Annotated in this window: 33 protein-coding genes; 15 read left to right on the top strand and 18 right to left on the bottom strand. The window is 41.9% G+C overall.

The features are described from left to right. Positions 1–134: 134 nt before the first annotated feature. Together nhaC and yugI are read right to left on the bottom strand one after the other, a co-directional pair. Positions 135–1,559, bottom strand: coding sequence for a Na+/H+ antiporter NhaC (nhaC, locus tag QUF73_21420; protein ID MDM5228687.1), 1,425 nt, complete (start codon positions 1,557–1,559; stop codon positions 135–137). Positions 1,560–1,797: 238 nt separating this feature from the next. Next, positions 1,798–2,196: a S1 domain-containing post-transcriptional regulator GSP13 gene (gene yugI, locus QUF73_21415; GenBank protein MDM5228686.1), complete on the bottom strand. Its 399-nt coding sequence runs from the start codon at positions 2,194–2,196 to the stop codon at positions 1,798–1,800. Between the two features lie 278 nt (positions 2,197–2,474). Here yugI and QUF73_21410 point away from each other — a divergent pair, with 278 nt between their 5' ends. Next, entirely contained in the window at positions 2,475–2,843 is a 369-nt protein-coding gene (locus QUF73_21410; protein ID MDM5228685.1) for a helix-turn-helix transcriptional regulator, read from the top strand. Positions 2,844–2,946: 103 nt separating this feature from the next. Here the strand turns inward: QUF73_21410 and QUF73_21405 are convergent, their stop codons facing one another. Both QUF73_21405 and QUF73_21400 read right to left on the bottom strand, forming a co-directional pair. Further along, positions 2,947–4,122: an aminotransferase gene (locus QUF73_21405; protein ID MDM5228684.1), complete on the bottom strand. Its 1,176-nt coding sequence runs from the start codon at positions 4,120–4,122 to the stop codon at positions 2,947–2,949. After that, positions 4,122–4,625 carry an Lrp/AsnC family transcriptional regulator gene (locus tag QUF73_21400; GenBank protein ID MDM5228683.1) on the bottom strand — a complete coding sequence of 168 codons (504 nt, stop codon included), beginning with the start codon at positions 4,623–4,625 and terminating at the stop codon, positions 4,122–4,124. Before QUF73_21400 ends, QUF73_21405 begins: the two co-directional genes overlap by 1 nt. A gap of 174 nt (positions 4,626–4,799) precedes the next feature. On the opposite strand from QUF73_21400, the gene QUF73_21395 reads away from it, so the two are divergent. Next, positions 4,800–5,648 (top strand): alpha/beta hydrolase, encoded by an 849-nt coding sequence (locus tag QUF73_21395; GenBank protein ID MDM5228682.1) that lies wholly within the window; start codon positions 4,800–4,802, stop codon positions 5,646–5,648. A gap of 59 nt (positions 5,649–5,707) precedes the next feature. Here QUF73_21395 and QUF73_21390 read toward each other — a convergent pair whose 3' ends face one another. Further along, on the bottom strand, positions 5,708–5,968 hold the full coding sequence (locus tag QUF73_21390) for a DUF1871 family protein (GenBank protein MDM5228681.1): 261 nt from the start codon (positions 5,966–5,968) through the stop codon (positions 5,708–5,710). 113 nt (positions 5,969–6,081) lie between these two features. On the opposite strand from QUF73_21390, the gene QUF73_21385 reads away from it, so the two are divergent. Then, the gene (locus QUF73_21385; GenBank protein ID MDM5228680.1) at positions 6,082–7,251 is read left to right on the top strand and encodes a MalY/PatB family protein; all 1,170 of its coding nucleotides are present in this window, start codon (positions 6,082–6,084) and stop codon (positions 7,249–7,251) included. A gap of 398 nt (positions 7,252–7,649) precedes the next feature. Here QUF73_21385 and QUF73_21380 read toward each other — a convergent pair whose 3' ends face one another. The 6 genes from QUF73_21380 to QUF73_21355 form a co-directional block, all read right to left on the bottom strand. Then, positions 7,650–7,997 (bottom strand): hypothetical protein, encoded by a 348-nt coding sequence (locus tag QUF73_21380; protein MDM5228679.1) that lies wholly within the window; start codon positions 7,995–7,997, stop codon positions 7,650–7,652. A 70-nt stretch (positions 7,998–8,067) separates the two neighbouring features. Next, complete coding sequence (locus QUF73_21375; protein MDM5228678.1) at positions 8,068–8,601, bottom strand: nuclease-related domain-containing protein; 534 nt, start codon at positions 8,599–8,601, stop codon at positions 8,068–8,070. A 90-nt stretch (positions 8,602–8,691) separates the two neighbouring features. Further along, positions 8,692–9,066 (bottom strand): PH domain-containing protein, encoded by a 375-nt coding sequence (locus tag QUF73_21370; GenBank protein MDM5228677.1) that lies wholly within the window; start codon positions 9,064–9,066, stop codon positions 8,692–8,694. A 99-nt stretch (positions 9,067–9,165) separates the two neighbouring features. Beyond that, positions 9,166–9,735 (bottom strand): superoxide dismutase family protein, encoded by a 570-nt coding sequence (locus tag QUF73_21365; protein MDM5228676.1) that lies wholly within the window; start codon positions 9,733–9,735, stop codon positions 9,166–9,168. A gap of 81 nt (positions 9,736–9,816) precedes the next feature. Next, positions 9,817–10,026, bottom strand: coding sequence for a hypothetical protein (locus QUF73_21360; GenBank protein MDM5228675.1), 210 nt, complete (start codon positions 10,024–10,026; stop codon positions 9,817–9,819). Between the two features lie 82 nt (positions 10,027–10,108). Further along, complete coding sequence (locus QUF73_21355) at positions 10,109–10,840, bottom strand: peptidylprolyl isomerase (GenBank protein ID MDM5228674.1); 732 nt, start codon at positions 10,838–10,840, stop codon at positions 10,109–10,111. Positions 10,841–10,961: 121 nt separating this feature from the next. On the opposite strand from QUF73_21355, the gene QUF73_21350 reads away from it, so the two are divergent. After that, positions 10,962–11,342, top strand: a complete 381-nt coding sequence (locus QUF73_21350; protein ID MDM5228673.1) for a kinase-associated lipoprotein B — start codon at positions 10,962–10,964, stop codon at positions 11,340–11,342. A gap of 39 nt (positions 11,343–11,381) precedes the next feature. Here QUF73_21350 and kapD read toward each other — a convergent pair whose 3' ends face one another. Beyond that, positions 11,382–12,002 (bottom strand): 3'-5' exonuclease KapD, encoded by a 621-nt coding sequence (gene kapD / locus QUF73_21345; protein ID MDM5228672.1) that lies wholly within the window; start codon positions 12,000–12,002, stop codon positions 11,382–11,384. A 197-nt stretch (positions 12,003–12,199) separates the two neighbouring features. Between kapD and QUF73_21340 the strand changes: the two genes are divergently transcribed. Next, a complete protein-coding gene (locus QUF73_21340) occupies positions 12,200–14,056 on the top strand; it encodes a transglycosylase domain-containing protein (protein MDM5228671.1) in 1,857 nt (618 codons plus the stop codon). 49 nt (positions 14,057–14,105) lie between these two features. On the opposite strand, the gene QUF73_21335 is transcribed toward QUF73_21340, so the two are convergent. Further along, positions 14,106–14,663 (bottom strand): DUF5366 family protein, encoded by a 558-nt coding sequence (locus QUF73_21335; protein ID MDM5228670.1) that lies wholly within the window; start codon positions 14,661–14,663, stop codon positions 14,106–14,108. Positions 14,664–14,828: 165 nt separating this feature from the next. Between QUF73_21335 and QUF73_21330 the strand changes: the two genes are divergently transcribed. Further along, on the top strand, positions 14,829–15,371 hold the full coding sequence (locus tag QUF73_21330) for a hypothetical protein (protein MDM5228669.1): 543 nt from the start codon (positions 14,829–14,831) through the stop codon (positions 15,369–15,371). 164 nt (positions 15,372–15,535) lie between these two features. Here the strand turns inward: QUF73_21330 and QUF73_21325 are convergent, their stop codons facing one another. Continuing rightward, complete coding sequence (locus tag QUF73_21325) at positions 15,536–15,757, bottom strand: hypothetical protein (GenBank protein ID MDM5228668.1); 222 nt, start codon at positions 15,755–15,757, stop codon at positions 15,536–15,538. Positions 15,758–16,207: 450 nt separating this feature from the next. On the opposite strand from QUF73_21325, the gene QUF73_21320 reads away from it, so the two are divergent. From QUF73_21320 to mnhG, 7 genes are read left to right on the top strand one after another with little or no spacing between them, the layout of a single operon-like run. Then, on the top strand, positions 16,208–18,610 hold the full coding sequence (locus QUF73_21320; protein MDM5228667.1) for a Na+/H+ antiporter subunit A: 2,403 nt from the start codon (positions 16,208–16,210) through the stop codon (positions 18,608–18,610). Beyond that, positions 18,597–19,019: a Na(+)/H(+) antiporter subunit B gene (locus QUF73_21315; protein ID MDM5228666.1), complete on the top strand. Its 423-nt coding sequence runs from the start codon at positions 18,597–18,599 to the stop codon at positions 19,017–19,019. Before QUF73_21320 ends, QUF73_21315 begins: the two co-directional genes overlap by 14 nt. Then, positions 19,019–19,357 carry a Na(+)/H(+) antiporter subunit C gene (locus QUF73_21310; GenBank protein ID MDM5228665.1) on the top strand — a complete coding sequence of 113 codons (339 nt, stop codon included), beginning with the start codon at positions 19,019–19,021 and terminating at the stop codon, positions 19,355–19,357. Before QUF73_21315 ends, QUF73_21310 begins: the two co-directional genes overlap by 1 nt. Continuing rightward, positions 19,350–20,843: a Na+/H+ antiporter subunit D gene (locus QUF73_21305; GenBank protein ID MDM5228664.1), complete on the top strand. Its 1,494-nt coding sequence runs from the start codon at positions 19,350–19,352 to the stop codon at positions 20,841–20,843. Before QUF73_21310 ends, QUF73_21305 begins: the two co-directional genes overlap by 8 nt. Before the next feature lie 2 nt (positions 20,844–20,845). Beyond that, the gene (locus QUF73_21300) at positions 20,846–21,322 is read left to right on the top strand and encodes a Na+/H+ antiporter subunit E (protein MDM5228663.1); all 477 of its coding nucleotides are present in this window, start codon (positions 20,846–20,848) and stop codon (positions 21,320–21,322) included. Continuing rightward, complete coding sequence (locus tag QUF73_21295; GenBank protein MDM5228662.1) at positions 21,322–21,606, top strand: Na(+)/H(+) antiporter subunit F1; 285 nt, start codon at positions 21,322–21,324, stop codon at positions 21,604–21,606. Before QUF73_21300 ends, QUF73_21295 begins: the two co-directional genes overlap by 1 nt. Next, positions 21,590–21,958, top strand: a complete 369-nt coding sequence (mnhG, locus tag QUF73_21290) for a monovalent cation/H(+) antiporter subunit G (protein ID MDM5228661.1) — start codon at positions 21,590–21,592, stop codon at positions 21,956–21,958. Before QUF73_21295 ends, mnhG begins: the two co-directional genes overlap by 17 nt. Positions 21,959–22,019: 61 nt before the next feature. Here the strand turns inward: mnhG and QUF73_21285 are convergent, their stop codons facing one another. Then, positions 22,020–22,403: a hotdog fold thioesterase gene (locus tag QUF73_21285; GenBank protein MDM5228660.1), complete on the bottom strand. Its 384-nt coding sequence runs from the start codon at positions 22,401–22,403 to the stop codon at positions 22,020–22,022. A gap of 106 nt (positions 22,404–22,509) precedes the next feature. On the opposite strand from QUF73_21285, the gene QUF73_21280 reads away from it, so the two are divergent. After that, positions 22,510–22,692 carry an asparagine synthase gene (locus tag QUF73_21280; protein ID MDM5228659.1) on the top strand — a complete coding sequence of 61 codons (183 nt, stop codon included), beginning with the start codon at positions 22,510–22,512 and terminating at the stop codon, positions 22,690–22,692. A gap of 34 nt (positions 22,693–22,726) precedes the next feature. Here the strand turns inward: QUF73_21280 and QUF73_21275 are convergent, their stop codons facing one another. Beyond that, a complete protein-coding gene (locus QUF73_21275) occupies positions 22,727–23,350 on the bottom strand; it encodes a DedA family protein (GenBank protein ID MDM5228658.1) in 624 nt (207 codons plus the stop codon). A gap of 272 nt (positions 23,351–23,622) precedes the next feature. Here QUF73_21275 and QUF73_21270 point away from each other — a divergent pair, with 272 nt between their 5' ends. Continuing rightward, the gene (locus tag QUF73_21270) at positions 23,623–24,039 is read left to right on the top strand and encodes a hypothetical protein (protein MDM5228657.1); all 417 of its coding nucleotides are present in this window, start codon (positions 23,623–23,625) and stop codon (positions 24,037–24,039) included. A 46-nt stretch (positions 24,040–24,085) separates the two neighbouring features. Here QUF73_21270 and QUF73_21265 read toward each other — a convergent pair whose 3' ends face one another. Then, entirely contained in the window at positions 24,086–24,328 is a 243-nt protein-coding gene (locus QUF73_21265; GenBank protein ID MDM5228656.1) for a hypothetical protein, read from the bottom strand. Between the two features lie 209 nt (positions 24,329–24,537). After that, a complete protein-coding gene (ald, locus tag QUF73_21260) occupies positions 24,538–25,668 on the bottom strand; it encodes an alanine dehydrogenase (protein ID MDM5228655.1) in 1,131 nt (376 codons plus the stop codon). Between the last annotated feature and the right edge of the window lie 14 nt (positions 25,669–25,682).

The raw sequence follows: 25,682 nt of genomic DNA, 5'->3' as shown, positions 1-25,682 counted from the left end.
AACTATCTCTCCTTTCAACAAAATGTATTCTTTGACTAACTCAAAGTCCCTATTCATAATCTCAACAGAATTGCTCCCATTTACTTTACCCTATTGCTTTCTCAAAAAACAAAAGAATCCGAAGGGTCGGAGCCTTATGATGCTATTTGATCTTTTTCTTCCATTTCTTTTCGTTCCTGATCACTCATGAAAGTAATTTTGTAGCCAAGCATGGCAAAGATAATAGCCAGGATTGGCACAGTGAAATTTAAAATCGCGTAAGGTGCATATTCAAAGGGATGAACGGCCAGTGTTGACATGATAAACACTGCACAAGTATTCCATGGAACAAAAACAGAAGTGACCGTACCGCCATCTTCAAGTGCCCGTGAAAGATTTTTGGATTGCAGATTTTTATCCTTAAATGCCTGTGTATACATTCTTCCCGGCAGCAGTATGGAAATATACTGCTCTGCAGCCGCCACATTTGTAAAGAAGGCAGATAGTACAGTAGTTGCTACTAAGCTTCTTGCTGAACGAGCTAATTTCAGTATCTGTTCAACTATGGCTTTTAACATGCCTGTCTGCTCCATAACTCCACCGAAGGCCATCGCCACAATCGTAAGGGACACGGTGTACATCATATCGTCAATGCCGCCTCTATTGAAAAGCTCGTCCACCATTGCGTTGCCTGATTCAATTGAAAATCCGCCCTGAAGAGTGTTGACAGCATCCCCCACAGCACCGCCCTGGACAAAAATATGGCAAAGCCAGCCAAGGAAAACACCAACCGCAAGCGCAGGCAGTGCAGGCACCTTTTTTGCCACTAACCCTATAACAATTACAGGCACCAATAAAAGCCAAGGAGAGATGACAAAGTTCTCTGATAAAACATTCATTACACCAGTAATTTTTTCATTATTCAAATCATCCCCGCCAAATTGCCTTCCCAAAAACCAATAAGCAATAATGGCAATGGCCAGCGCCGGAAGGGTTGTGTAAAACATATGTTTTATATGCTCAAAAAGATCCGTGCCTGTGATTCCCGCAGCCAGATTAGTCGTGTCAGACAGCGGAGACATTTTATCTCCGAAATAGGCACCTGAGATGATAGCTCCTGCCACCATCGGGGCCGGTATGCCCATGCTGATTCCAATTCCCATTCCAGCAACGCCAATCGTTCCCATTGTCGACCATGAGCTTCCGATTGCCAGAGTGACAATGGCACAGATAGTACAAATTGAGACTAAAAACATAGATGGCGTCATCAGTTTTAATCCGTAAAAGACCATGGTCGCGACAATTCCCCCGCCTATCCAGGAGCCAATTGTCAAACCGACCATTATAATAATCAGAATAGCCGGGAGCGCTAACTTAATGCCTTTATAGAAGCCTTCCTCAATATCGTTCCACTTATAGCCAAAACGCCAGGCGATGAAAGCGGATACAATTGTTCCAGTAATTAAAGGCACATGAGGGCTTCCCTCAAACTTAACAATTGTAATAATCATGGCAGCAATCATCACCAGCAGGGGCAGCACTGAAAACCAGAATGGGATTTTCTTTCCTGTTTCTTGCATATATGTTCCTCCTTTTTAAAGTTGCAGTTGGTTTAACTATTGCAAGATTAATGCCAAGATATAAAATTCCGACATTTTTCAGACTATTTACGTTAAAATTTTAAATTTCTTATGTTTTATGTAGGTAAACATGCAAAATATCTGTCGAGCGCCCGCTCATTTTGCACGAATATGCAAATATTTTTTGCATCTCAATAAAAATAAAAAACCGGGCATGAAACCCGGTTTATATATTTTGTTACTTCTTAATAAGATCCTCGCGCTGAGACTGGTCAATCCACTCTTGAAGCTTATCCTTAAGTGTGTTGAATCCCTGTGCAGATTCGTCTTCCATTTTGATTGGAGCTGCCTGGCGCTTGCGAGGCTTTCTAGCTTTCGCTTCTGCTTGTGGAGCTTCTTCTGTTGCACGGATTGATAGACCAATTTTTCCTGCTTCTTCGTCAACAGATAGCACTTTCACCTTTACTTCATCGCCCACTTTAAGATGCTCATTGATATCTTTAACGAAACCATGAGTCACTTCGGAAATGTGCACTAATCCCTGTGTATTCTCATCTAATGCCACAAACGCACCATATGGCTGAATACCTGTTACCTTTCCTGTAATAACACTGCCTACTTCGATTTTCTCAGACATGAAAACACTCCTATTTAAATTCAAATTTTATCTCTTTATACGCAATAAAAAATTATATCATAACTTCATAAAAATATCAAAAATGATTTTGATGGCAATCACAGCCATTTTATCCCATAAAATTTCTGGACAGTCATTCATTATAATAAAACAATCCGCAAACAATATGTAGACATCTTATTTAGTTTGTTAACGAAATGTTCATGAACTGGAGCAAGGATTTTAAGGTTCTCATGATAAAATATAGATAGAAGAAATTGACAGTGGGAGTGATGGATATGTCAAATATCGGCCATAACATTAAAGCTTGCCGCGAACGTGTAAATATGACCCAGCAGCAGCTCGCATTAAAAGTGAGAGTTGGGACGGGGACGATTGCAAAATATGAAAATGGAGACCAGATTCCTGATACCCAGACTGTTTTAAAAATTTCAACCGCCCTCGATATACCAGCTTCTGAGCTGCTTGAACAGGAACTTCAGAAGGGCCAGTCAGGAATCGATTATGAAATCGAACAGCTTGTGCGTGAAATTGGCACCAAAAAAGCAAAGCTCATCTTGCGCAAAGCAAAGGAATTCAGCGAGGAAGACTTCCTCCGTGTTATGCAAATGCTATATGAAATCAAATATGACCAAAAAGTATTATAAAAGGAAGTATATAAAAAGGGAATACTGGTTAGCCTTGTAGTGTAAGGCTTTCTAGTATTCCCCCCTTTTTGAAGTTGACAATCTGTTGTGGATTGTCCTTTTTTTATGCCTTTTGGTTTCGCTTCAAGAAAAGGCCAATTCTCTTAATTGCTTCCTGCAGAAGTTCCATGGAAGTGGCATAAGAGCAGCGTACATGGCCTTCCCCGCTTTCGCCAAAAATGTTGCCTGGCACCACCGCTACCTTTTCCTCCAGCAGCAGCTTTTCTGCAAATTCTTCAGAAGAAAGTCCCGTGCTTTCAATAGATGGGAAAGCATAAAAGGCTCCGCCCGGCACATGGCATGTTAATCCAAGTTCATTTAGGGACTGAACAAAATAATTCCGCCTGCGCTTATAGCTCTTTTTCATATCCTCGACATCTGATCTGCCGGTTTTCAAGGCTTCCAGAGCGGCAAACTGGGCCATCGTGGGCGCACACATCATCGCATACTGGTGAATTTTCAGCATCGCCTGGGAGATCGTCTCAGGCGCGCAGACAAACCCCAATCTCCAGCCTGTCATGGCAAACCCCTTTGAAAATCCCGAGATCAAGATGGTTCTTTTTTTCATTTCGCTGATTGCAGCAAAACTCGTATACTCGCCATCATAAGCAAGCTCTGCATAAATTTCATCAGAAAGAACCAGCAAATCGTACTTTTCAGCTATTTGGGCGATTGCCTCCAGTTCACTTCCACTTAACATTGTTCCAGTTGGATTATTGGGGGAGCAAAGTATAATGGCTTTAGTCCGGTCGGTAATTACTTTTTCCAGCTGCTCAGGCAGAATCTTAAACCCATTCTCTTTTAAAGTCTGGACCTGAACAGGCACACCGCCAGCAAGAGCGACTAATGGCACATAGGAAACAAAGCTTGGTTCTACTACAATTACTTCATCACCCGGATCGAGGATTGCCCTAAGTGCTATGTCCAGCGCCTGGCTCGCTCCCACCGTCACAATTATTTCACTCCGGGGAGAATAAGAAACTCCGAAGCCTTTCTGCATATAGCCTGCAATTTCATCCCGAAGCTCCATTAACCCTGCATTAGCCGTATAGGAGGTATATCCCTGCTCAAGGGATAGGATGGCTGCTTCACGCACTGACCAGGGTGTGATGAAATCAGGTTCCCCCACTCCAAGGGAGATGACCCCTTCCATTCCTGCAGCAAGGTCAAAAAAGCGGCGAATCCCGGAAGGCTTCAGCTCTTCTACCGTTTTGGATAAATAGGACTTAGTTGCATTCATTACGGTGACACCACAATTCGTTTGTCGTCTTCATTTTGTTCAAAAATAGTCCCGTCATGCTTATATTTTTTTAGGATGAAATGTGTGGTTGTCGATAAGACAGAATCGAGAGTCGACAACTTTTCTGATACAAATCGGGCAACTTCATTCATGGAACGGCCTTCGATGATGACAGAAAGATCATATGCCCCGGACATTAAATAGACAGACCTTACCTCTTTAAAACGGTAAATTCTCTGTGCAACTTCATCAAATCCTACCCCGCGCTTTGGAGCGACCTTCACATCAATCATAGCTGTAACGCCTTCATGACCGTCGACTTTTGACCAGTTAATAACGGAATTATAACGCACGAGCACTTTCATTTCCTCGAGTTTATCTAAAATAGTTTCAGTTTCCTCCTTACTTAATTCAGCCATTTTTGCAATGTCTTCCACAGGGATTCGCGCACTGTTGTTTTCTAAAATTTCCAAAACCTCTATTTGCTTTTCAGTTAATTTCACCTTTGCAGCTCCCATCCTTTAGTGATTTACTCTATAAAATAGTTACATTATAGCAAAAACTGCGGAAAATAAATGTGTCACTTTCATTATTTATTAATTTCTTTAAAATCATATGTGTCAAGATTAAGTTTAAGGGGAAAATAAAGTAAAACTGGGACTAGGAGGGGCAGGCCAATGGAACAAGCGACTTTTTCAGGAACAGAGCCAATTAATGGAACAGATGTTTATTATGAATACTACCAGCATGAGTCCTCCAGGGATACCCTGGTTCTGCTGCATGGTTTTCTGTCATCCACCTTTAGCTTTCGCAGGCTGATTCCTCTGCTGCAAACGGAATTCAATGTGGTATCCATGGATTTGCCGCCCTTTGGAAAAAGCGGGAAATCTCAGCAGTTCATCTACTCATACAAAAACCTGGCGGATACGGTTATCCGCTTATCAGAAAAGCTGGGATTTGAAAAAGTTACTTTAGTAGGGCATTCCATGGGAGGCCAGATTGTTTTAAATGTCGCCCACTCCAAGCCTGATCTAGTAGACCAGGCAATATTGCTGTGCAGTTCCGGATATATGAAGCGAATGAAGCCGCATATCATCTTTTCAAGCTACATACCTTTCTTTCATCTGTATGTTAAATTATATCTTCAGCGCTCAGGGGTAAAGCAGAATTTAAAAAATGTTGTCTACGATCATTCCATGATTGATGATGAAATGCTCTACGGATATTTGTCGCCATTTTTAGAAGACGATATTTTCCGAGCCTTAACCAGGATGATCCGCGACAGGGAAGGCGATATGCCTGCCGCTGCATTGAAGAAAATAGAAACGCCGTGTCTTTTAATTTGGGGAGAACATGACAGAGTCGTCCCGCTTCATATCGGCAAACGGCTCAATAAGGATTTAAAAAATTCCAAGCTGGTGGTCTTAAAGGATACCGGGCATCTCGTGCCGGAAGAACGGCCGGAAGATGTTCTTCAGCACATCAGGAGTTTTATGAATACCGTTCGGGTACAGGAGAGTGTATAGGAAGTTTATTGTGAATAAAAACGGCAGCCCCCAAGGTCTGAGAGCAGCCGTTTTTTATGCTAAATAGCACAGGAGCCATTATTCTTGATTTCCAGAAGACGCCCGGAGATTACTTTGCATTTTTCCAAAGGAATGATTTCCTCGAACGAGAATTCATAAATGGATTGAATCTTCCTGGCCAATCTCACCTGATCATCCAGATCATGGACGGCTTGGACTGAATCCGCAATTTCAGTGTCATAGTTGCCCGGCCCCACACCGAATGGATCCCACTGATCCAGGGTGTAGACAAGCAAAAGATTCGTTTGCTGGATTTCCATGTATATCACCTTTTTATTATTCGGCCGATTGAGCCGCAATATTTTAATTTTTAGTATCAATATCATATCATAGAGTCAGAGTACATAAAAGAATTCTAAAGGCGGTGACAGGATTGAATCGTTTTAATTTCCATCAAAAAATCAGCAGGGAAAATACAGCTTCTGTTAAGTGGGATCGGACCAAGGAGGTTTTTGGCAGATCCGATGTATTGCCCATGTGGGTGGCAGACATGGACTTTCAGCCTCCTGAAGAAGTAAAGAATGCCATTGAAGACAGAATGGCTCATGGGGTCTACGGATACACGTATGCACCGGATTCAACTGCAGAATCTATCGGACAATGGCTTGACAAGCGGCATGGCTGGAAAATCGAAAATGAGTGGATTCTATACAGCACAGGAGTCGTTCCCTCCATCGCAACTGCCATCCAGGCTTTTACTGAAAAAGAGGATAAAGTAATGCTGCAGTCTCCGGTATATACTCCATTCTTTGAGATGATTAAACAGAATGGGCGCACAGTCGTTAATTCTCAGCTGAAACTCGAGAATGGCCGGTACGAAATTGATTTTGCCGATTTTGAAAACAAATTGAAAGAGGGCGTGAAACTATTCCTGCTCTGCAATCCGCACAATCCGGGCGGCCGAATGTGGACAGAAGAGGAACTGAGGAAAATAGGGGAGCTATGTGTTAAATATGATTGCCTTATTCTTTCCGACGAGATCCATTCCGATTTAATTTATAAAGGCCATAAGCATTATCCCGTTGCTTCAATGGATCCGCGATTTGCAGAACTTACGGTCACCTGCATAGCTCCCACAAAAACCTGGAACCTTGCAGGGATTCAAGCTTCTGCTGCCATTATAAGCAATGAGAAGCTGCGGAAAGCTTTTCAGGCTGAACAGCACAAGCAAGGATTCTTCACGCTGTCCGCTTTTGGAATTATCGGCATGGAAGCAGCTTACCGCCATGGTGAGGAATGGCTCGATGGTCTAATGGATTATCTGGATGAGAATAAAAGAACTGCTGCTGAATTTATCGGGGAACACCTTCCGGGTATTCGTCTGATGGAGCCAGATGGCACATATCTGCTATGGCTTGATTGCCGCGGATTGGGATTAACTGATGCCGAACTGCGCCATAGCCTTTTGGAAAAAGGGAAACTCGCCCTGGAGCCAGGCCCGAAATACGGTCCAGGGGGCGAAGGATTTGTTCGAATGAATATTGCCTGCCCTCATGAAGTATTGGCGGAAGGGCTGGAGAGGCTGAAAAGCGCTTTTGGGTGATATTGTTTGTGGAGGCACGGCTGAGGCCGTGCTTTTTTGATGTGCTGGGATATCGCGGTAGTCTATACTGATTAACTACCATTCTCTCATGTTTTTTCATCGTTAATACTTCTGATTAACTACCATTTCTCTTTGCAACCCTTATTTTCGGCGATAATCCATCCGATTAACTACCACTCCTATTTTCGGTGTTAATCCCTCTGATTAACTACCATTTTCCCCTTGCAGTTCCTATTTTCGGAGTTAATCCCTCTGATTAACTACCATTTTCCTCTCCCCGTTCCTATTTTCGGCGTTAATCCATCTGATTAACTACCATTTTCCTCTCCCCGCTCCTATTTTCGGCGTTAATCCCTCTGATTAATTACCATTTTCCCTTGCCACTTCTAATTTCGGTGTTAATCCATCTGACCTCCATTCACTTTTTCTTCCCATTGGCATGCTTGGTAATATGAAGCTTTCCCCCTCCCCTTTTTCTCATAATTTTTCACTAGTATCCTCTGCACCACTTTCCTAGAACAAACACCACCGCACCAATCCACTATTGTGTTTGTAGTCATTTTCCTATCAGGAAACAAGACCGCATATTCCTTTGCACTTCTCAGTACTGCAGTATCCACCTTTTCTTTCGATCCACATTCCCCGCAGGCTAAGTAACCTTGAGTAAAGGAGGCTAAAAAAGAAGTACACGAACTGCATATAATCCCTTTTCTCAATTGGCCATAAGTGTATTCTGGAATTCGCACATAGGGATTCTCCTTCAAGCAGCGGGCATATAACTGTTCGGCCAGCTTCATGTTTCTGGATTTCGCCACATTAGGAATAAGCTTTTAATTTCTCCAGAAATCGTTTAAGCTGCGCAGGAAATACTGCAGGAATGTTTATAGGAGCTTGATAAAGCTGAAAGCCGGGGTTAATGAAGATCAGGTGTGATTTAATGGAAAGGTGGAAGCCTAATTCTTTAAGGAGGCCACGTAAAAGGGTTTCGCTTCTCTGCAGCTGGAGGAGGGGATTTTTTATATCTGTTCTGGACAGCAGGGAATACCATCTTTCATTTTCTATGTAATAGTCCCCTTCGTAGTTTTTCACTTCAAAGACAAATATAGTGCCGCCGGCGATAAGGAGAGTATCGATTTGGAAATGGGTATTGCTGTTTTCCAGCAATAGATCATTTAAAATAATGCAAGAGTCTGGCAAGTCCTGAAGCTCCCTGTCAAAATGCTGCTCGCCTGCATAGCCCTTCTCTAAATGCAGATACTGATTTTCATTTTTCAAAGGCAGCTCCAGGCGGCGGGAGAGAAAGCGGAGGATTTCCAGCTCCTTTGGTTCGAAACGGAGTTTGGTTATCATCACTCACATCCTTGATTAAGATAATTTAATTTTATGAAAACTCCACCAAGACTACAAGCAAAATCCCCTTGGTTTTTCTAGCAAGGGGATTCATAGTACATATTCAGCAAGGACGCTCTGCACTTCGTATATGTTCAAGTTTTTATTAAAATGCTTTTCAATTGGTTCGTCTGATCCTGAGATCCAAATTTTTAATTCGGCCTCCAGATCGAAGCTGCCAGCAGTTTCAATGCTAAAATGGGTGATGTTTTTGTAAGGGATGGAATGATACTCGGTTTTTTTCCCTGTGATTCCTTGCTTATCCACCAGAATCAGGCGCTTGTTTGTAAAAATGAATAAATCGCGGACGAGCCTGTAGGCTTTTTCAACCTGTTCACTCGGGGCAAGGACTGCTGAAAATTCCTTCTGAACCTCATTAATGTCCGCTTCAGATGCATTACCGATAAAACCATCGAAAATTCCCAATTAACCAACCTCCATTATAAGGTTTAACTCCATTATACGGATCGTTCGGAAAAATTCCCAGTGATAAAGGCTCTCCCTTCCAGGAAAGCCTTCAATTATTTATTCTTCTGTTGATTGATCGTCCTGTGCTTTTTTCTGCCCTTCTTCTTCTTTATCTTTTGAAATACGGCCGCAGGCAATGCGTTCTCCTGAATCTCCAGCCGGCTGAGTCATGCCATCATCTGGCCCGTCATGGATGACAATGGAGGTCCCTTCCTTTGTCAGCAAAGAATTTTTGTCTTCTTTTAATGTAACCTGGGGCGCCATAAAGTCAATCTTAACCTTGCCGTCATCCTCAACAATCAGGTTGGGGAGATCACCGGCATGTGAGCCTTTCGGGTGAAGCAGCCCATGCTCTTTATTGTCCGGGTTAAAATGGTTTCCGGCTGATTTAAATTCAGGGGGGGCGCATTCAGCCTTTTCATGTATATGGATGGCAAGTTCCCCCGGCGGCAGTCCGCTCAGATCCCCGCTCAATTTTACTCCGCTCGCCTGTTCCTGCACCTTAATTGTGCCTAATGAATCACCTGCAGCATTAAACATTTCAACTTCCGTATTCGTAATGTTCTCTTCCCCGCAGCCGGACAGAAGAAGAAGAAGAACAAAACCAAGCATCAGCGCTTTTCTCATGATTGAATCCTCCATCAAGACATTTTGTCTTTAGTGTTGCCCAATCATATAATCAATAAACAAAAAAAGAAGAACAGCCGCTCAGCTGTTCCCCCCTTGTCTATTTTGCCTATCGATGCGCTCTTCAAGCTCTTTCGCCTTGGCTGCTTCGCGCTTTGATACACGGATAATTAATCTCATAGTAAGAATGGCCGCAACTAAAAAGATGGCAAACGTTACAGCTGCAGGGCCATATTCTGACTTATCTTCCGGAAAATATAGAAACAGCGACAGTACATACCATTGCAACATCCTAATCAATCCTTTCTGCTAAAAGCAGTGTCCACCCGAATTATTATATCAGCAATGGTTACACAGTCCAATGTTTATACTCTTATTTTAATACCTCGATCTTTTCAATGACCACATCTTCCGCAGGCTTGTCCTGTTCGGCTGTTTCAACTGCTGCGATGCTGTCAACTACATCCATTCCCTCAACAACTTGTCCAAAAACGGTGTGCTTATTGTCAAGCCAGGGTGTACCGCCTTTTTCATAAGCTTTGATCATTTCTTCCGGATAACCGGCCTTTTCCATTTGCTCTTTCAAGCTTGGATCAAGTGTTGTGTTCTGGACAATAAAGAATTGGCTTCCGTTAGTATTGGGACCAGAATTCGCCATGGATAATGCTCCGCGGATATTATAAAGCTCATTGGAGAATTCATCCTCAAAAGCTTCACCGTAAATGCTTTCTCCGCCCATGCCGGTTCCCTCAGGGTCACCGCCCTGGATCATAAAGTCCTTAATGACACGGTGGAAAATCAAGCCGTCGTAATAGCCATCTTCACTATGCTTAATGAAATTTTCAACTGCTTTGGGAGCCTGATCCGGGAAAAGTTTAATTTTAATATTCCCTTTTGATGTCTGCATTTCCACCAGTCTTTCATTTCCCTGGACTTCTTCGGTTAATTGCGGAAAGCTGTCCGGTGTTTCGCTTGCCTGGTTATCTGCCTGGCTTTCTTCTGCATCAGAGCCATTTGCCTTGTCCGCTTCTTTTTCAGTGCTTGTCCCGCATGCTGACAGGATCAGCATTAGAAAAAGAATCGGAGTTAAAAAACGCCACTTCATTTTCTCATCCTCCTATGAAAAAACTAATCATTTTTTAGCTTACCTGATTTATTGAAAATTTGCACTTTGTTTTTTCAAGCTTCATAATAGGGCTAAAGAAAAACGAAAAGGAGAGGTTAGGTTGGCAGAAGTAATGATCGGCGACAAAGTAACAGCCATCTATAAAACAGGCAAATATATCGGGGAAGTTACAGATATCCGGCCACAGCATTACCTGGTCAGAGTGCTGGCGGTCTTAAAGCATCCAATGCAGGGCGATTTGCATAATCCAAAAGAGGCGGACGTGATGCTTTTCCATGAGCGCCGTGCGCTTGCATACAGAGAGCAGACCAATGTGCCTAAGCAGATGGTAAAGCCCTTTAAAGATGAAATGCCAGATTATAAGGATTCGCTGCAAATAGCTTTGGATAAAATGAAAACGGAGCTGGAAGGAGATTCTTCTCCCTGGGCAGAACAAAGCATAAGGAATCTTGACTCATTGGAAAAGGATTATTTTAAGTAAAATGAAAACAAGCCAAATCGTTCTGATGGGTTTGGCTTGTCAGGCAAATTTATTAAACAGTTTCGAGAAGTCCACCCGATCGCCAATTGTAGTAGGTTCCGGCTTCTGCAGATACTTCTTATCTTTTTCTACCAATCTGAAAATATTGTAAGTCGTTAAGGCATCATCTAAAGCTCGGTGATGTTTTCCTGTTCCTTCCTTACCATATTCTTGAACGGCTTTCCATAATCCTGTCTGGTTTTGGTCCCCAAAAAAACGCTTATATTCCATCGAAAGATCCACTTCCCTGCCTCTGAACGGAAAATCAACTCCAGCCTGGCTGCAATTATTCCTAAGCACCTTCATATCCATATTTCCCCACGTAACGATCGTGCATGGACGGTTCCTGTTCATATCCATCATTTTTTTCACCAGTTCAAGAAAATCGATGCCCTGGTCTACCTGTTCCTGTGTTATATGCAGAAAGGATTTGCAGCGCTCGGACAATATCGGAAACCGGACAGGAGTTACATATGAAGAGAACTCTTCACAAACTTGATTGCTGATGACTGATACAATTCCCGCTTCGATAATTTCCGGAAAAAACCCTCTGAAAGCACTGCCTTTCTCAGGCATGGTAAACTCAAAATCAATAAATAGGTATTGGTGTTCCTCCCCCATGTTTTCACCTGCTTTCCATTAGAAAATTTACGCACACAATTTCTTATATTATAGCATGAAATATTTCAATTTTCTGAGTAAATTGCATTTAAGCCGGAATTTTTCAGCAGCGTCTGCCTTCTTTTAAAAAAGCTTAACTCCGCAGAAAAAAAGCCGAAAAATAGGATAGAAGTTTAAAATAACGGAGGCGGATTCCTTTGCGTTCTTGGTCTGGATTTATGATCATCATTCTTTTGCTTCCTATTTTTTCTTTACTGGTATTTGCTGTCTCTGCTGAATCGCAAAAGGTCCAGGGATTCCATGAGCTGCTGGATGAAAAGCTTGAAATAAAAGAAGTCAGCCTGCCCCAGACAAGTTATATTAAAGCAGGAAACGGCAAGGTAATCTCTGAAATATATCATCCGGTAAACAGAATCAGCCTATCGTCAGGTGACATTTCCCCATTTCTTAAGGATGTATTTATCACAGCAGAGGACCAGCATTTTTATGATCATGCCGGATTCGATGTTACTGCCATTGGACGTGCCCTGGCCGTCAACATCCGGTCGGATGATATCGAACAGGGGGCCAGCACCATTACCCAGCAGCTGGCTCGAAATATTTTTCTGAATCATGAACAAACCTATAACCGCAAACTCAGTGAACTCCTATATGCATATGAACTGGAGCGGAAATTATCCAAAGAAAAAATTCTGGAATTGTATATTAATGCAATTTATTTCCATAATGGAGCTTACGGAATTGAGGCTGCATCCCAGCTCTATTTTAAAAAAAGCGCCAAAGACCTGACCAAAGCTCAAGAAGCTTTTTTGGCTGCCATCCCAAACAATCCATCCTTATATGATCCAATGAAACACTTTGACCATACAAAAGAAAGACAGGAGCGGCTGATTGATCAATTAAAGGAAGAACAGCTGATTTCCTCTAAGGAAGCAGAGAAGATGAAAAGTGAACGGATCCAGCTTCAGGTCAAACAAAGAATAGATTTATATCCTGATTATGTTTCATATGTAGAAGCGGAGCTGCGGGAATTAATTTCTGTTAAAGAAGGCTATCAGGATAAGCTCCTTAAAGCAGGTGATCATGAAAAAGCATCATTGAGCGCCAAGCTTGATAAGAGAATATCCCAAATAATGGAGCAAGGCATAATCATCGAAACTGCCCTGAACCCTGCCCTTCAGGAAAAGGCTGTAAATTCCCTTAATAAGCGCCTCCCCTACAAGGATGTGGAAGGTGCAGCAGCCGTGATCGATAATGGAACATATGAGATTACAGCGCTTGCAGGTGGAAAGAATTATAAGAAATACGACTTTAATAGAGCTTTTCAGGCATACAGGCAGCCCGGTTCCGCTATTAAGCCGCTGCTAGTTTATGCACCATACATTGAGCACACCAGCGCAGCTATTCATGATCAAGTGGATGCTGGCCCTTTCTGCAAAAATGGGTATTGCCCCCAGAATTATGGCGGTGGCAAATATGGAGAGACAACACTCGAAAAAGCCTTTATTTATTCGTATAATACACCCGCAGTAAGACTGCTGGACGAAATAGGAATTGAAAATGGTTTTCGTGATTTAGATAAGTTTGGTTTTAAACAGGTTTCAGAGAAGGATCATGCCCTTTCAGCAGCTATAGGCGGTTTCACATACGGAATGACACCGCTTGAGCTCACATCAGCATATACTGTGTTTGCAAATGATGGTTTTTACCGGCCGGCAAGAGCGATCCGTAAAATCACTGATCTGAAAGGAAATTTGCTTTATAGCTGGGCGGATTTACAAACGCAAATTTGGAGCGAAAAAACGGTAGAAAAAGTGAGGAATTTAATGGCCAGGAGCGTTCAATCCGGCACAGCCCGGAAAGCACGTCTGCCAGATGGTTATGCCGGCGGTAAAACAGGAACCACTAATGGCTATCATGATTTCTGGTTCGTGGGCTTAACCGGCCAGTACACAGCAGGTGTCTGGGTTGGAAAAGATCGGCCCGGCAGTCTGGCTGCTATCGAATCGGCTTCCCCCCAGCTGCTGGTTTGGAAGGATATAATGTCTGATTAAAATAATATGTTTACCTTAAAAGGAGGCCCTTTACAGCGGTCTCCTTTTACTATATCGGCAGACTGGCCATAATGCTGTTGTATATTTTCAAAGAAAGATAGAGTATACCTGTTAAAAGAGAAGACCAGGCAATAACCTGAAAAAAAATTACACCAGTGATGCCGGCTGCAGTCAATGATGAACTGGCTTTATAAACAAAATAAGTGAAATAAATAAAGGTAGCGGCCGCAAAAAGGAGGCCAATCCCGATATAACTGAACAAACTCAAAAGCGATAAAGCGCCTCCTATAAAATAGATAGCCGAACCTTGCCTTGACTTTGTCAGGCTTTCCCCTTTCAGATCTTTAGAAAAGAACAGTAGTGACAGTCCATTGATCGTATCCGCAACCAATTTCAAAGCTGCAAACACCATAAAAAAAATGACCAGGAGGAGGACCGTCAGTGACAGTTTTATTCCGCCTTCTGAAAAGAACTCTAGCATCCCCTGGTAAATTCCTGATTTTTTCAGGAAATAGACTAATTCCATCTGGGTTTTTAATGCCAGAGAAGTACTAAACAAGATAATTGCCAAGAGCGGAAAATAACTCGTCAGATATGTATTTTTCATTTTTCCCCATCCAAATATGCCTTTCTTTACTCTAGCTATCTATTATCAGTGATTTTCATAATTTTTACAACAGCTTATCCATCTGTATATTTCAGTGTTCCCCGGCATAGACATAAACCATATTCTAGTAAATCCTGTGTTAAATAGAGAAAAAGGGGGAAGGAAATGAAAAAAGGAATATGCTGTTTTCTGTTTGCCGTCTTGCTGTCAGTTCAGTACCTTATGCCTGCAAAAGCTGCTGATGCCGAAAAAGAGTTTGAGGACATACTTGAAGAACAGCTTCGCAGCACGGTTCATTATTACAGCGAAGACTCCTTTTCGGTTATTGATGCATACGGTATGCAGGGGCAAGTAACAAAAGTTGTTGCACCTGATGACCCGCAAACATCACAAAATGAAGAGGAAATTGAAGAATATTCATCTCATATCGGAATTGTTTTTTTGGAATTAGAACAAAAAAGGGATGACTTATTTATATTTAAGAAGAAAGATTTCTTTTACTATGATTTTGATAAAAATGAATTCCTGACAGCATCCAATGTGCTCGGCAATGAATCAATCAGGGATTTTTTTGAATTGTATGCGGACGATATTGAGAAAAATATTACGCCCTTCTCCAAATTTCTCTTTTTATTCTTCCTTTCCTTCATCATTACGGTCCCGCTATTCATCATGATTTTTCATAACCGCGGCCGAAGCAAATTTTAATACAGCAGTAAGAGAGGATGAGCCGTATCTCATCCTCTTCTTGTTGTCTAGCTCCACAAGGAACGCTTCGCCAGCTTTATCACCGCACGACTAAAAGCGCCAGCTTTTTGGAGGAGCGCCTGCCTCCTCGAGGTGTCGGGGCTGGCAATGTGCTTCCGCTTTTCTTATGACGCTGTCTGTATCCTCACATATTCTCTTGGTTCAAATACCTTCATCTTTTGTTTATTTTCAGCTTCCATTTTGTAATTTGCCGGTAATAATTCGACCACTTCTTCTTCGTCTGCCGGAATATAGAATTCCCTTTTGGTTTGGTGGTTCAATATCCAGGCGCCTGCAAACAGCAGGGCAAAGATTGTAATGGCTGCTGAAATTTTATGCTTAATCATGCACAACACCACCTAAGAGTAGTGTGCGTTGATTAATGATTTTTTATACAAAAAAGCTGCTTTTGAAGAAATTTTTTCAAAAAAATTTTTCCTGATTAATTCGTGTTTCTACCTATTTAATAAGAATGGATAAATCCTTTACTGATAAGGGTTTGAAGAATGCACAGACTTTATTTTTAGGTTATAATTTGTTCAGAGGTGCATGAGCGGATAGTAATGATGAATATGGCACGCCTGTCATGCCTGCCCTGGCTGGATAATATGGGAGAAGGCGGAAAAACTTTTATTAAGCGCTTTACATAAAGCAGAAAAAGTTTTATACATGCTGTGGAAGAAAAATACAGTTTTCCAAATATACTGAACTGTTAGATGCCATATAGCCGCTTCATCAAGCTGCATAATAGGATCCTTTGTTGAGTAACACACAATTAATTTAAAGGGGGTAATGTTTTGTCTTTGCTTCACCTGGCAATAATTTCACCATTTTTGCTTGCCATCCTTGTACCTATTGCGTACAAGCTGTTTAGGCAGATACATACGGGTTGGTTCGTACTACCTCTGCCAATCCTTTTATTCAGTTATTTTATCTCTTATTTATCCATCACCTCTGATCAGCAATCCGTCACAAAATCTTTTTCATGGATTCCCACTCTTGGAATCGATTTCACGGCTAAAGTAGACGGTCTTGGTTTGCTTTTTGCTTTGCTGATTACCGGAATAGGGGCATTGGTTGTTCTGTATTCCATCTATTACTTGGATAAAAACAAAGAAAAACTAAACACCTTCTATGTTTACTTGCTTCTATTTATGGGAGCTATGCTTGGAGTTGTCCTTTCAGATAACTTGATTGTGCTTTATACTTTCTGGGAATTTACGAGTTTTTCTTCATTCCTGTTAATCGGGTACTGGTACCACAGAGAGAAATCAAGATATGGTGCACAGAAATCTATGATCATCACGGTTTTCGGCGGTCTTTCTATGCTTGGAGGCATCATACTTCTTTATTTGATGACAGGTACTTTCAGCATTTCTGAAATTATTGCTCAATCAGATGAGATATTTTCACACTCATTATTTGTTCCTGCTTTGCTTTGCATTTTGCTTGGGGCTTTTACCAAGTCCGCACAATTTCCATTTCACATCTGGCTGCCGGATGCCATGGAAGCTCCAACACCCGTCAGTGCATATCTGCATTCGGCAACAATGGTTAAAGCAGGTATTTATTTAGTAGCACGTATGAGTCCGATATTTGCGGAGCACTCGCTCTGGCTCTGGCTCATTGCAGGATTTGGCATTACAACATTATTCTGGGGTTCCTTCTCAGCTGTCAAACAGACTGACCTTAAAGCCATTCTGGCTTTCTCAACAGTCAGCCAGCTGGGGATGATCATGTCCCTTCTCGGCATCGGTGCTGCAGCACTTCACTTCGAAACAGTAGATGACAGTTATTTCACAATTGCCACTACAGCTGCAGTCTTTCATTTGATCAATCATGCCACCTTTAAAGGAAGTCTATTCATGGTAGCTGGAATCGTAGACCATGAAACCGGAACTCGTGATATCCGCAAGCTTGGCGGTTTGATGAACTTTATGCCGATTACCTTTACTTTAGCAATCATCGGCACATTTTCCATGGCCGGGCTCCCGCCTTTTAATGGATTCTTAAGTAAGGAAATGTTCTTCACAGGAATGGTCCGTGTTCTGGAAATGGATATTTTCAATTTGGATACTTGGGGATTCTTGTTCCCTGTTCTTGCCTGGGTGGCAAGTGTATTCACTTTCATTTACAGCATGATTCTTGTATTCAAAACGTTCACAGGAAAGTTCCAGCCTGAACAATTAGAAAAGAAACCGCACGAAGCTCCAATCGGGATGCTAATATCACCAATTATCCTGGCTTCACTCGTAATTATTATCGGTTTCTTCCCTAATATTATTTCAAACACGCTCATCTCTCCTGCGCAGGCCGCCATCATGCCTGTTGAAGGGTATGTGTATGATACTCATATTTACTTCTGGCATGGATTTACGCCTGAGCTATTCATGACTTTGGGTGTTATTACATTGGGAATTCTGCTTTTTGTCACTCTGCCGAAGTGGAGAAGTGTGTATAATTTGTTCCCTGAAAAATTGGCATTAAATCGTTTTTACGATAGCGGCCTCTCAGGGATTCAACAGGGCGCACACGGATTTACCAGGTGGTATATGAATGGTTCAATCAGGAACTATTTGGTTTATATTTTTACATTCTTTATTGTTCTTTTGCTTTCAACGTTATTCACTAAGAATGCATTCAAATTTGATGTGAGTAATGTGTCAGCCATCAGATTCTCAGAAATTGTGCTTGCTCTTGTAATCGCAGTTGGATCTATTACGATTCTGTTTGTGAAATCAAGATTAACATCCATTATTCTATTAGGTGCAGTCGGCTATACAGTGGCACTATTCTTTGTTATTTTCCGTGCGCCGGATCTTGCTTTGACACAGCTTGTCATTGAAACGATTTCAGTTGCTTTATTTCTGCTGTGTTTCTACCATTTGCCAAAGATTAAAGATGAAGAAAGGATGCCGTTTAAAGCAACCAATGCGGTGATCTCCATTGGAGTAGGGCTGGTCGTTACGCTTATTGCTTTTTCGGCTCACAGCAATAAACTATTTGATTCTATTTCTCAGTATTATATAGAGAATACGTATGAAAAAGCAGCAGGAAAGAATATGGTAAACGTTATCCTAGTGGATTTCCGCGGATTTGATACGATGTTTGAAATAGCGGTTCTTGCCATTGCTGCATTAGGAATATTTGGAATGATCAAACTTCGGCTGGGAGGAGGAAAGAAAAATGAAAACAAATGACATTATTCTTCAGACAGCCACTAAGATTGTTTTGTTTATCATTGTTCTTTTCTCCGTATACATTTTCTTTGCGGGGCATTACACGCCAGGCGGGGGCTTCGTTGGGGGATTGCTAACATCGGGAGCCATAATCCTATTGCTGCTGGCTTTTGATATGAAAACAGTTGAGAAAATCCTGCCTGTTAATTTTATGTATATGATTGCAACTGGTCTGCTCTTTGCAATCGGAACCGGAGCCGGCGGCTTGCTATTCAATGTTCCTTTTCTCACACATGCATTTACTGATGTAGACATACCAATCCTGGGACACCTGTCACTTCACACCGCAGCACTTTTCGATCTGGGAGTCTTTCTGGTTGTTGTCGGTGTAACTATGATCATAATTAAAACGATAGGGGAGGATGACTAATGGAAATATTAATGTCAGTTGTTGTTGGCATCTTATTCATGTCAGCCACCTATTTAATGCTTTCAAAAAGCTTGCTGAGGATAATTGTTGGGACAGCAATACTAAGCCATGGGGCCCATTTGCTGATTTTAACTATGGGTGGCCTTAAGAAAGGGGCCGCACCTCTGCTTGGTGAGAGCGGGCCATATACAGATCCCCTTCCGCAAGCATTAATCTTAACTGCAATTGTAATCGCCTTTGGTGTTACTGCCTTTTTCTTAGTGCTGGCTTATCGGGCTTACCAGGAACTGGGTACTGACAATATGGACAAATTGAGAGGAACTGAAGGAAATGATTAACTTTTTAATACTGCCGATACTAATCCCCTTAATTACGGGAGTCCTTCTAATCTTCGCTGCTAAGCATGTTATGCTACAAAGATGGGTTGCAGGCCTTTCTGCTGTGTTAACTGTTATAGTTTCAGTGTCATTAGTGCAAAAAGTTAAAACCGATGGAATTCAAACTTTAAATTTATCTAATTGGGATGCCCCTTTTGGAATTACACTAGTTTCAGACATGGTCTCTGCCCTGCTTGTATTAACCACCAGTGTCATTGTGCTGGCTTGTGTCATTTATTCATTTCGCGGAATTGATGAAAACAGGGAAAAATTTTACTATTACTCTGCTGTGAACTTTTTGATGGTTGGAGTAAATGGAGCGTTTACCACAGGAGATATTTTCAACCTATTCGTTTTTTTCGAAGTAATGCTCATGTCGTCATATGTTTTAATTGTTATTGGCGGCACAAAGATTCAGTTAAGGGAATCAATTAAATATCTGCTCGTAAATGTTATTTCTTCAGCTTTGTTTGTAATTGCTGTAGCGTACTTATATTCAGTGGTCGGGACGCTCAACATGGCTCATATCTCTGCTCGGCTCAGCGAGATTAGTGAAATGGGACAGCCTGGCATCATTACTGTTATTGCTGTTCTATTTCTAATCGTTTTTGGTTTAAAAGGGGCAATTTTCCCTCTATTCTTCTGGCTTCCTGGATCATACTATGCACCGCCAGCTCCTGTTCTTGCACTATTTGGAGCCCTGCTCACAAAAGTTGGTGTCTATTCAATAGCCAGAACGTATACATTGTTCTTTTATGAGGATGGCGGCTTTATCCAGCAGCTTTTAACCATATTGGCGGTAACCACCATTATTATTGGCGTTATTGGAGCAATTGCTTATTGGGATATTAAGAAAATTGTCATTTACAATATTATTGTAGCGGTTGGAGCCATTCTCTTCGGCATATCAGTTATGACGCCTGATTCACTTACAGGATCAATTTTTTACTTGATCCATGATATGAATATTAAAGCATCGCTGTTTTTGCTTGTTGGAATTGTGGCAGCTATCACAGGAACCAGTAATTTAAGGAAGATCAGCGGGTTAATAAAACGCTATCCCGGCTTGGGCTGGACTTTTTTCATTGCAGCTCTTGCTCTATCCGGCATTCCCCCGCTGAGCGGCTTTGTCGGTAAGCTTCTAATTATTAAAGGCGGGTTTGAGTCTGAGCATTACTGGGGAGCCGGAATTGTTTTAATGTCCAGTCTGCTTGTCTTATTCTCCATCATGAAGATTTTTATAAATGGTTTTTGGGGAACACCTCGTGCATATGAAGGTGCAGATAAAATACCTGTTAAAAGCATGATGACTGCTCCTGTGATCCTTGTTGCTATTGCCGTCTTTTACGGAGTCGGCTCTGAATTCGTATATCCGTATATCTCTCAGGCTGCTGAAACGCTTGCAAATCCAAGTATTTATATAGAAGCAGTCTTAAAGGAGTACTGAGTATGGCATTTCAAATATTATTAAATATGTTCCTTGGGTTTATGTGGATGTTTTTAACAACAACTTACGATGGTGTAGCTTTCCTAAAGGGGTATCTTTTCGGCCTGCTCATTATTTTTGTATTCAGGAGGTTCTTTAATTCTCGTTTTTATCTGCAGCGAGTAATCGCAGTGCTCAACTTATTGTATATCTTTATTAGAGAACTGATTCTTGCAAACATAGCTGTGTTAAAAGTTGTTCTTAAACCGAAGCTTGATATGAAGCCTGGCATTTTCGCATTTCCGACAGTTTTAGAGAAAGATTGGGAAATAACGGTTTTAGCTAACCTGATTACGTTAACTCCAGGCACATTAACAATTTCTGTTTCAGATGACAACAAAACATTGTATGTGCATGCAATGGATATGGGCGAAGTACAGGACGAAATTGATTCTATAAAAAACTCATTCGAAAAAGCTATCATGGAGGTGAGCCGATAATGATCCAGACAATTGTAATGATTGCTATTCTGTGTATATCGGTTGCCACACTGGCTTTAATTTACAGAGTAATCAAGGGCCCAACCACTCCTGACAGGGTAGTGGCACTGGATGCAATTGGAATTAACTTAATTGCCATCGTAGCACTTATTTCCATTGCGCTTAATACGAACGCCTTTTTGGAGGTCATCCTTCTGCTTGGGATACTCGCTTTCATCGGGACTGTGGCCTTCTCTAAATATTTGGAGAAGGGGGTTATCATTGAACATGACCGAGATCGCTAATTTCTTTATTATCCTGTTTATTCTGTTAGGTGCATTTTTCAGCCTTGTTGCAGCTTTCGGTGTTATCAGGCTTCCTGATGTTTATACCAGAAACCATGCTGCATCAAAATCTGCAACACTTGGTGTTTTATGCGTCCTTTTGGGAACACTGCTTTTCTTTTACTTTAAGGATGGTTACTTTAATTCAAGAGTAGTTTTGGGAATTATCTTCATCTTCTTGACTTCCCCTATTGCTGGTCATTTAATTGGACGTGCAGCATATAACTCAGGTGTTAAGCTATGGGACCAAAGTGTCCGGGATGACTTGAAAGATGTTTCCAATATAAAAGATCCTGCTGGTAAAGGGCACTAAAAGGAAAACCCACAAGAGTATAAAGACGCTCTCGTGGGTTTTTGTTATTTGGCATGCAGATTTATTTTCTTTTCATTACGGCCATTGTGCATCTGGATGTGCAAATCAGCTTGTCATTTTCATCTGTTATTTTGATATCCCATACCATTGTAGTTCTGCCCTGATGCAGAACTGTTGCGACAGCCGTCACAATTCCATCCTTTTTAGCACGTATATGGTTGGCATTGATTTCAAGCCCTGCAACAGATTCCGTTTCTTTGTCGCAAAGTTCAAATGCTCCTATGCTTGCAACAGTTTCCGCAAGGGCGACAGATGCTCCTCCGTGCAGCAGTCCAAACGGCTGGCGGGTGCGTTCATCAACAGGCATAGTAGCAACTACACGGCCTTTTTCAAGTGATACGATTTCCATTCCGAGTGTTTCGATTAAAGTACCCTTCAACTCCATTCCCCTATCCCCTTTCTATATGTAAAATGTTGTCATACTATACTTCATTATATAAGATCAAACTATGTATGTCCTGTAGGACAATCACAAAAAAGAGGTGACCGTCATGAATCGCGTTCGCGAAGGATTAATTCCAACTGTTCTCGGCACCGCTGTTACTGCGGCTGGATATGCAATGAAACAAAACCGCAGAACCAATAACATGTTATCAGATACCATCGTTGGTTTCGGGCTTGCCCATATTGTACTTGGAGCCATCGACCTGGTAGAGCACCGCAATCAGTATTAAGTAAAAAAGGCAGCTTCCAGGCTGCCTTTTTATTTTAAAGTCCCAACCCCTGATCATGCAGCTTTTCTTGCTCCTTCCCGCGCTTTCTTCTGGTGAAGCGAAAAATGAGGACGAGCAATGCAAAGCCTGCCAGGCCAAGCAGTAATTCTTTTTCATGTTTGATGATGGCATCAATATGATCTCCAAATACATAGCCGATCGAAAAAGTCACAGACAGCCATATCAGTGCACCGCTGTACGCAAACAAAGCGAATTTTTTAAATGGTAATTTACTGAAGCCGTATAAAAAAGGGAGGAAATTTCTGATACCCGGAACAAAATAACTGAAGGTGAGGGAAAAGGCATGATACTTTTCCATTAGTTTTAAAGAACCATCAATCGTTTTAGACATCCTTTTACTTTTATGGAAGTATTTAAGCAAAGGCCTGCCGATCAAACGCCCGATTGTATAACAGGTTGACAATGCAGTCAAGATGCCAAGATAAATGACGATGAAAGCAAGCACAGGGTGAAGTGTTTTTAAAGAGGAAGAAAGTCCAACAGTCATCACGATCAATTCATTTGGCACAGGAAAAATAAAGACCCCTACCCAAAGCCATAGAAACAGCCCCAAATATCCGTTATTCTCAATGATTTCCAAAATCAGTTCGAGTTCCATCCGGGGCCTCCCATCTATGCAAGCATTGCTCACTTCTATATATTCATTACACTAATATATTCTTCATGCGGTTCTTTTACCCCTTTTCTAATTATATCAATCCTTATAAAAATTGCCTTTCTAATGCACCTTATGCAAACCCTTTTTATCTATGCAGGGTGCAAGCCATATTTTTGCGCGAAAGTATTCCATTTGTTTTCTCATAGGAATAGCCTTCGTTTCATATATTGGGAATGCGTGCATTAATTATTAATCGAAAGGGGCAGAACCGGATGTACCCCTATTATTATTTTCGCTACCCAAAGCCTGGATACAGCCCTCAGCTTCAAAACTGCTGGAATTATCCGCAAGCCTGCCAGTCTTATTATCATCCTATCCATCTCTACAGAACCTTCCCAGCTGTCGATCCTCAAATGTTCATGAGCTCCGCTAAAAAAATGGAAGTCCTCATGAGGGACGCCAGCACATTGCTTGTAAATATGGCAGAGTCAAAAAAGTTCTCTTATGAACTGATGTCAGCCGCTCAGCAGTCAAAAAAGGATGCAGTAGAAAAAATGATAAAATCAACAGGAATTTCCCGAATTCCTGCGGTGTCCTATACACCTGACGGGCTCAGCCTCCATTTCGAATCTGATAAAGAGGATCCCCAGAAATGCTGTGATCTTACACTAAAGCTGAGATGGATGTAAGTAAACATTAATAAAAAAGCTCTCAATCAAGAGAGCTTTTACCTGTTTAGCGATAATAAGGGTTTCCATATGGTCCATAGCCAGGGTATCCGCCACCGCCATAAGGAGCATATAGTGCAGCTGGCGGGCCATAGAATGGCGGCGGGGGGCCGTAAAATGGACGGGGAGCAAATAATGCTGCTCCTAGCCCGCCTCCCAGGAAACCGCCGAGCAGTCCGCCGACAAAAGGAGCTCCTAAAAAGAAGAACCTTTCGTCCCCGTTTCTATATGGGCCTCTATAATAATACATGCAGGGTAACCTCCTTAATTTTCAATGCCTTCTCTATTTAATATGCAGATGTCCGCATATTGAGTGGGCTACTAGAAAAGCGGAAGGCGCCTTGCCCACCCCCGACACCTCGTGGGGTAGGCGCTGAAGCTGGACAGCACCAGAAAAGCAAAAACGCCTATGCACATAACAAATCCCCTTAGCCTCTGGCCAAGGGGATTTATGGTCTATTAGTTAGCAGCTTTTACTTTAGCAAATGCATCTTCGACAGAAACATACTCATAGCCAAGATCTTTCGCAACCGCCGGGTATGTGATGCTGCCGTTTACAACGTTTACGCCAAGCTTAAGTGCTGCATTGTCTTCAATAGCTTTAACAACGCCTTTGTTTGCAATCTGCAGCGCGTAGTTGATTGTAACGTTTGTAAGAGCAATTGTAGATGTTCTTGGAACGGCACCAGGCATGTTCGCAACAGCATAGTGAACAACGCCATGCTTATCGTAAGTTGGGTTGTCATGAGTTGTAATGTGATCAACTGTTTCGAAAATACCGCCCTGGTCAATCGCCACGTCAACAACTACTGAACCAGGTTTCATTGTTTTAATCATTTCTTCCGTTACAAGCTTAGGCGCTTTAGCTCCTGGGATGAGAACCGCACCAATTACCAGGTCAGCATCTTTAACAGCCTGTGCAATGTTGAAAGGATTAGACATTAAAGTTTGGATGCTGTTTCCGAAGATATCGTCAAGCTGGCGCAGACGTTCTGGGCTTAAGTCGATGATCGTAACTTGTGCGCCAAGTCCGATTGCCATTTTCGCAGCGTTGATTCCAACTACCCCGCCGCCAATGATGGTAACTTTTCCGCGTGATACACCTGGAACACCTGCCAGAAGAATACCCATTCCGCCATTTGTCTTTTGCAGGAATTGAGCTCCAATTTGTGCAGACATGCGTCCTGCAACCTCACTCATTGGAGTAAGAAGAGGCAATGTGCGGTTTACTTCTACTGTTTCATATGCGATAGCTGTAACACCTTTTTCAGTTAATGCTTTTGCAAGCTCAGGCTCTGCTGCAAGATGAAGATATGTGAAAAGAACCAAACCTTCACGGAAATAGCCATATTCAGAAGCTAGAGGCTCTTTAACCTTCATAACCATTTCAGCAGCCCATGCTTCTGCAGCTGTATCTACGATAACAGCTCCTACTTCTGTATAATCCTCGTTGGTGAAACCGCTTCCATTTCCTGCGTCGATTTCTACAAGTACTTTATGTCCGGCTTTTACTAATGCATCAACGCTTGCTGGTGTCGCAGCAACACGATTTTCGTTATTTTTAATCTCTTTAGGTACTCCAATAATCATGGAAAAATCCCCTT

Origin of the sequence: Cytobacillus sp. NJ13 (assembly GCA_030348385.1) — a bacterium.
Lineage (GTDB): Bacteria > Bacillota > Bacilli > Bacillales > Cytobacillaceae > Cytobacillus.
This window is presented reverse-complemented; position numbering and strand designations above follow the sequence as displayed.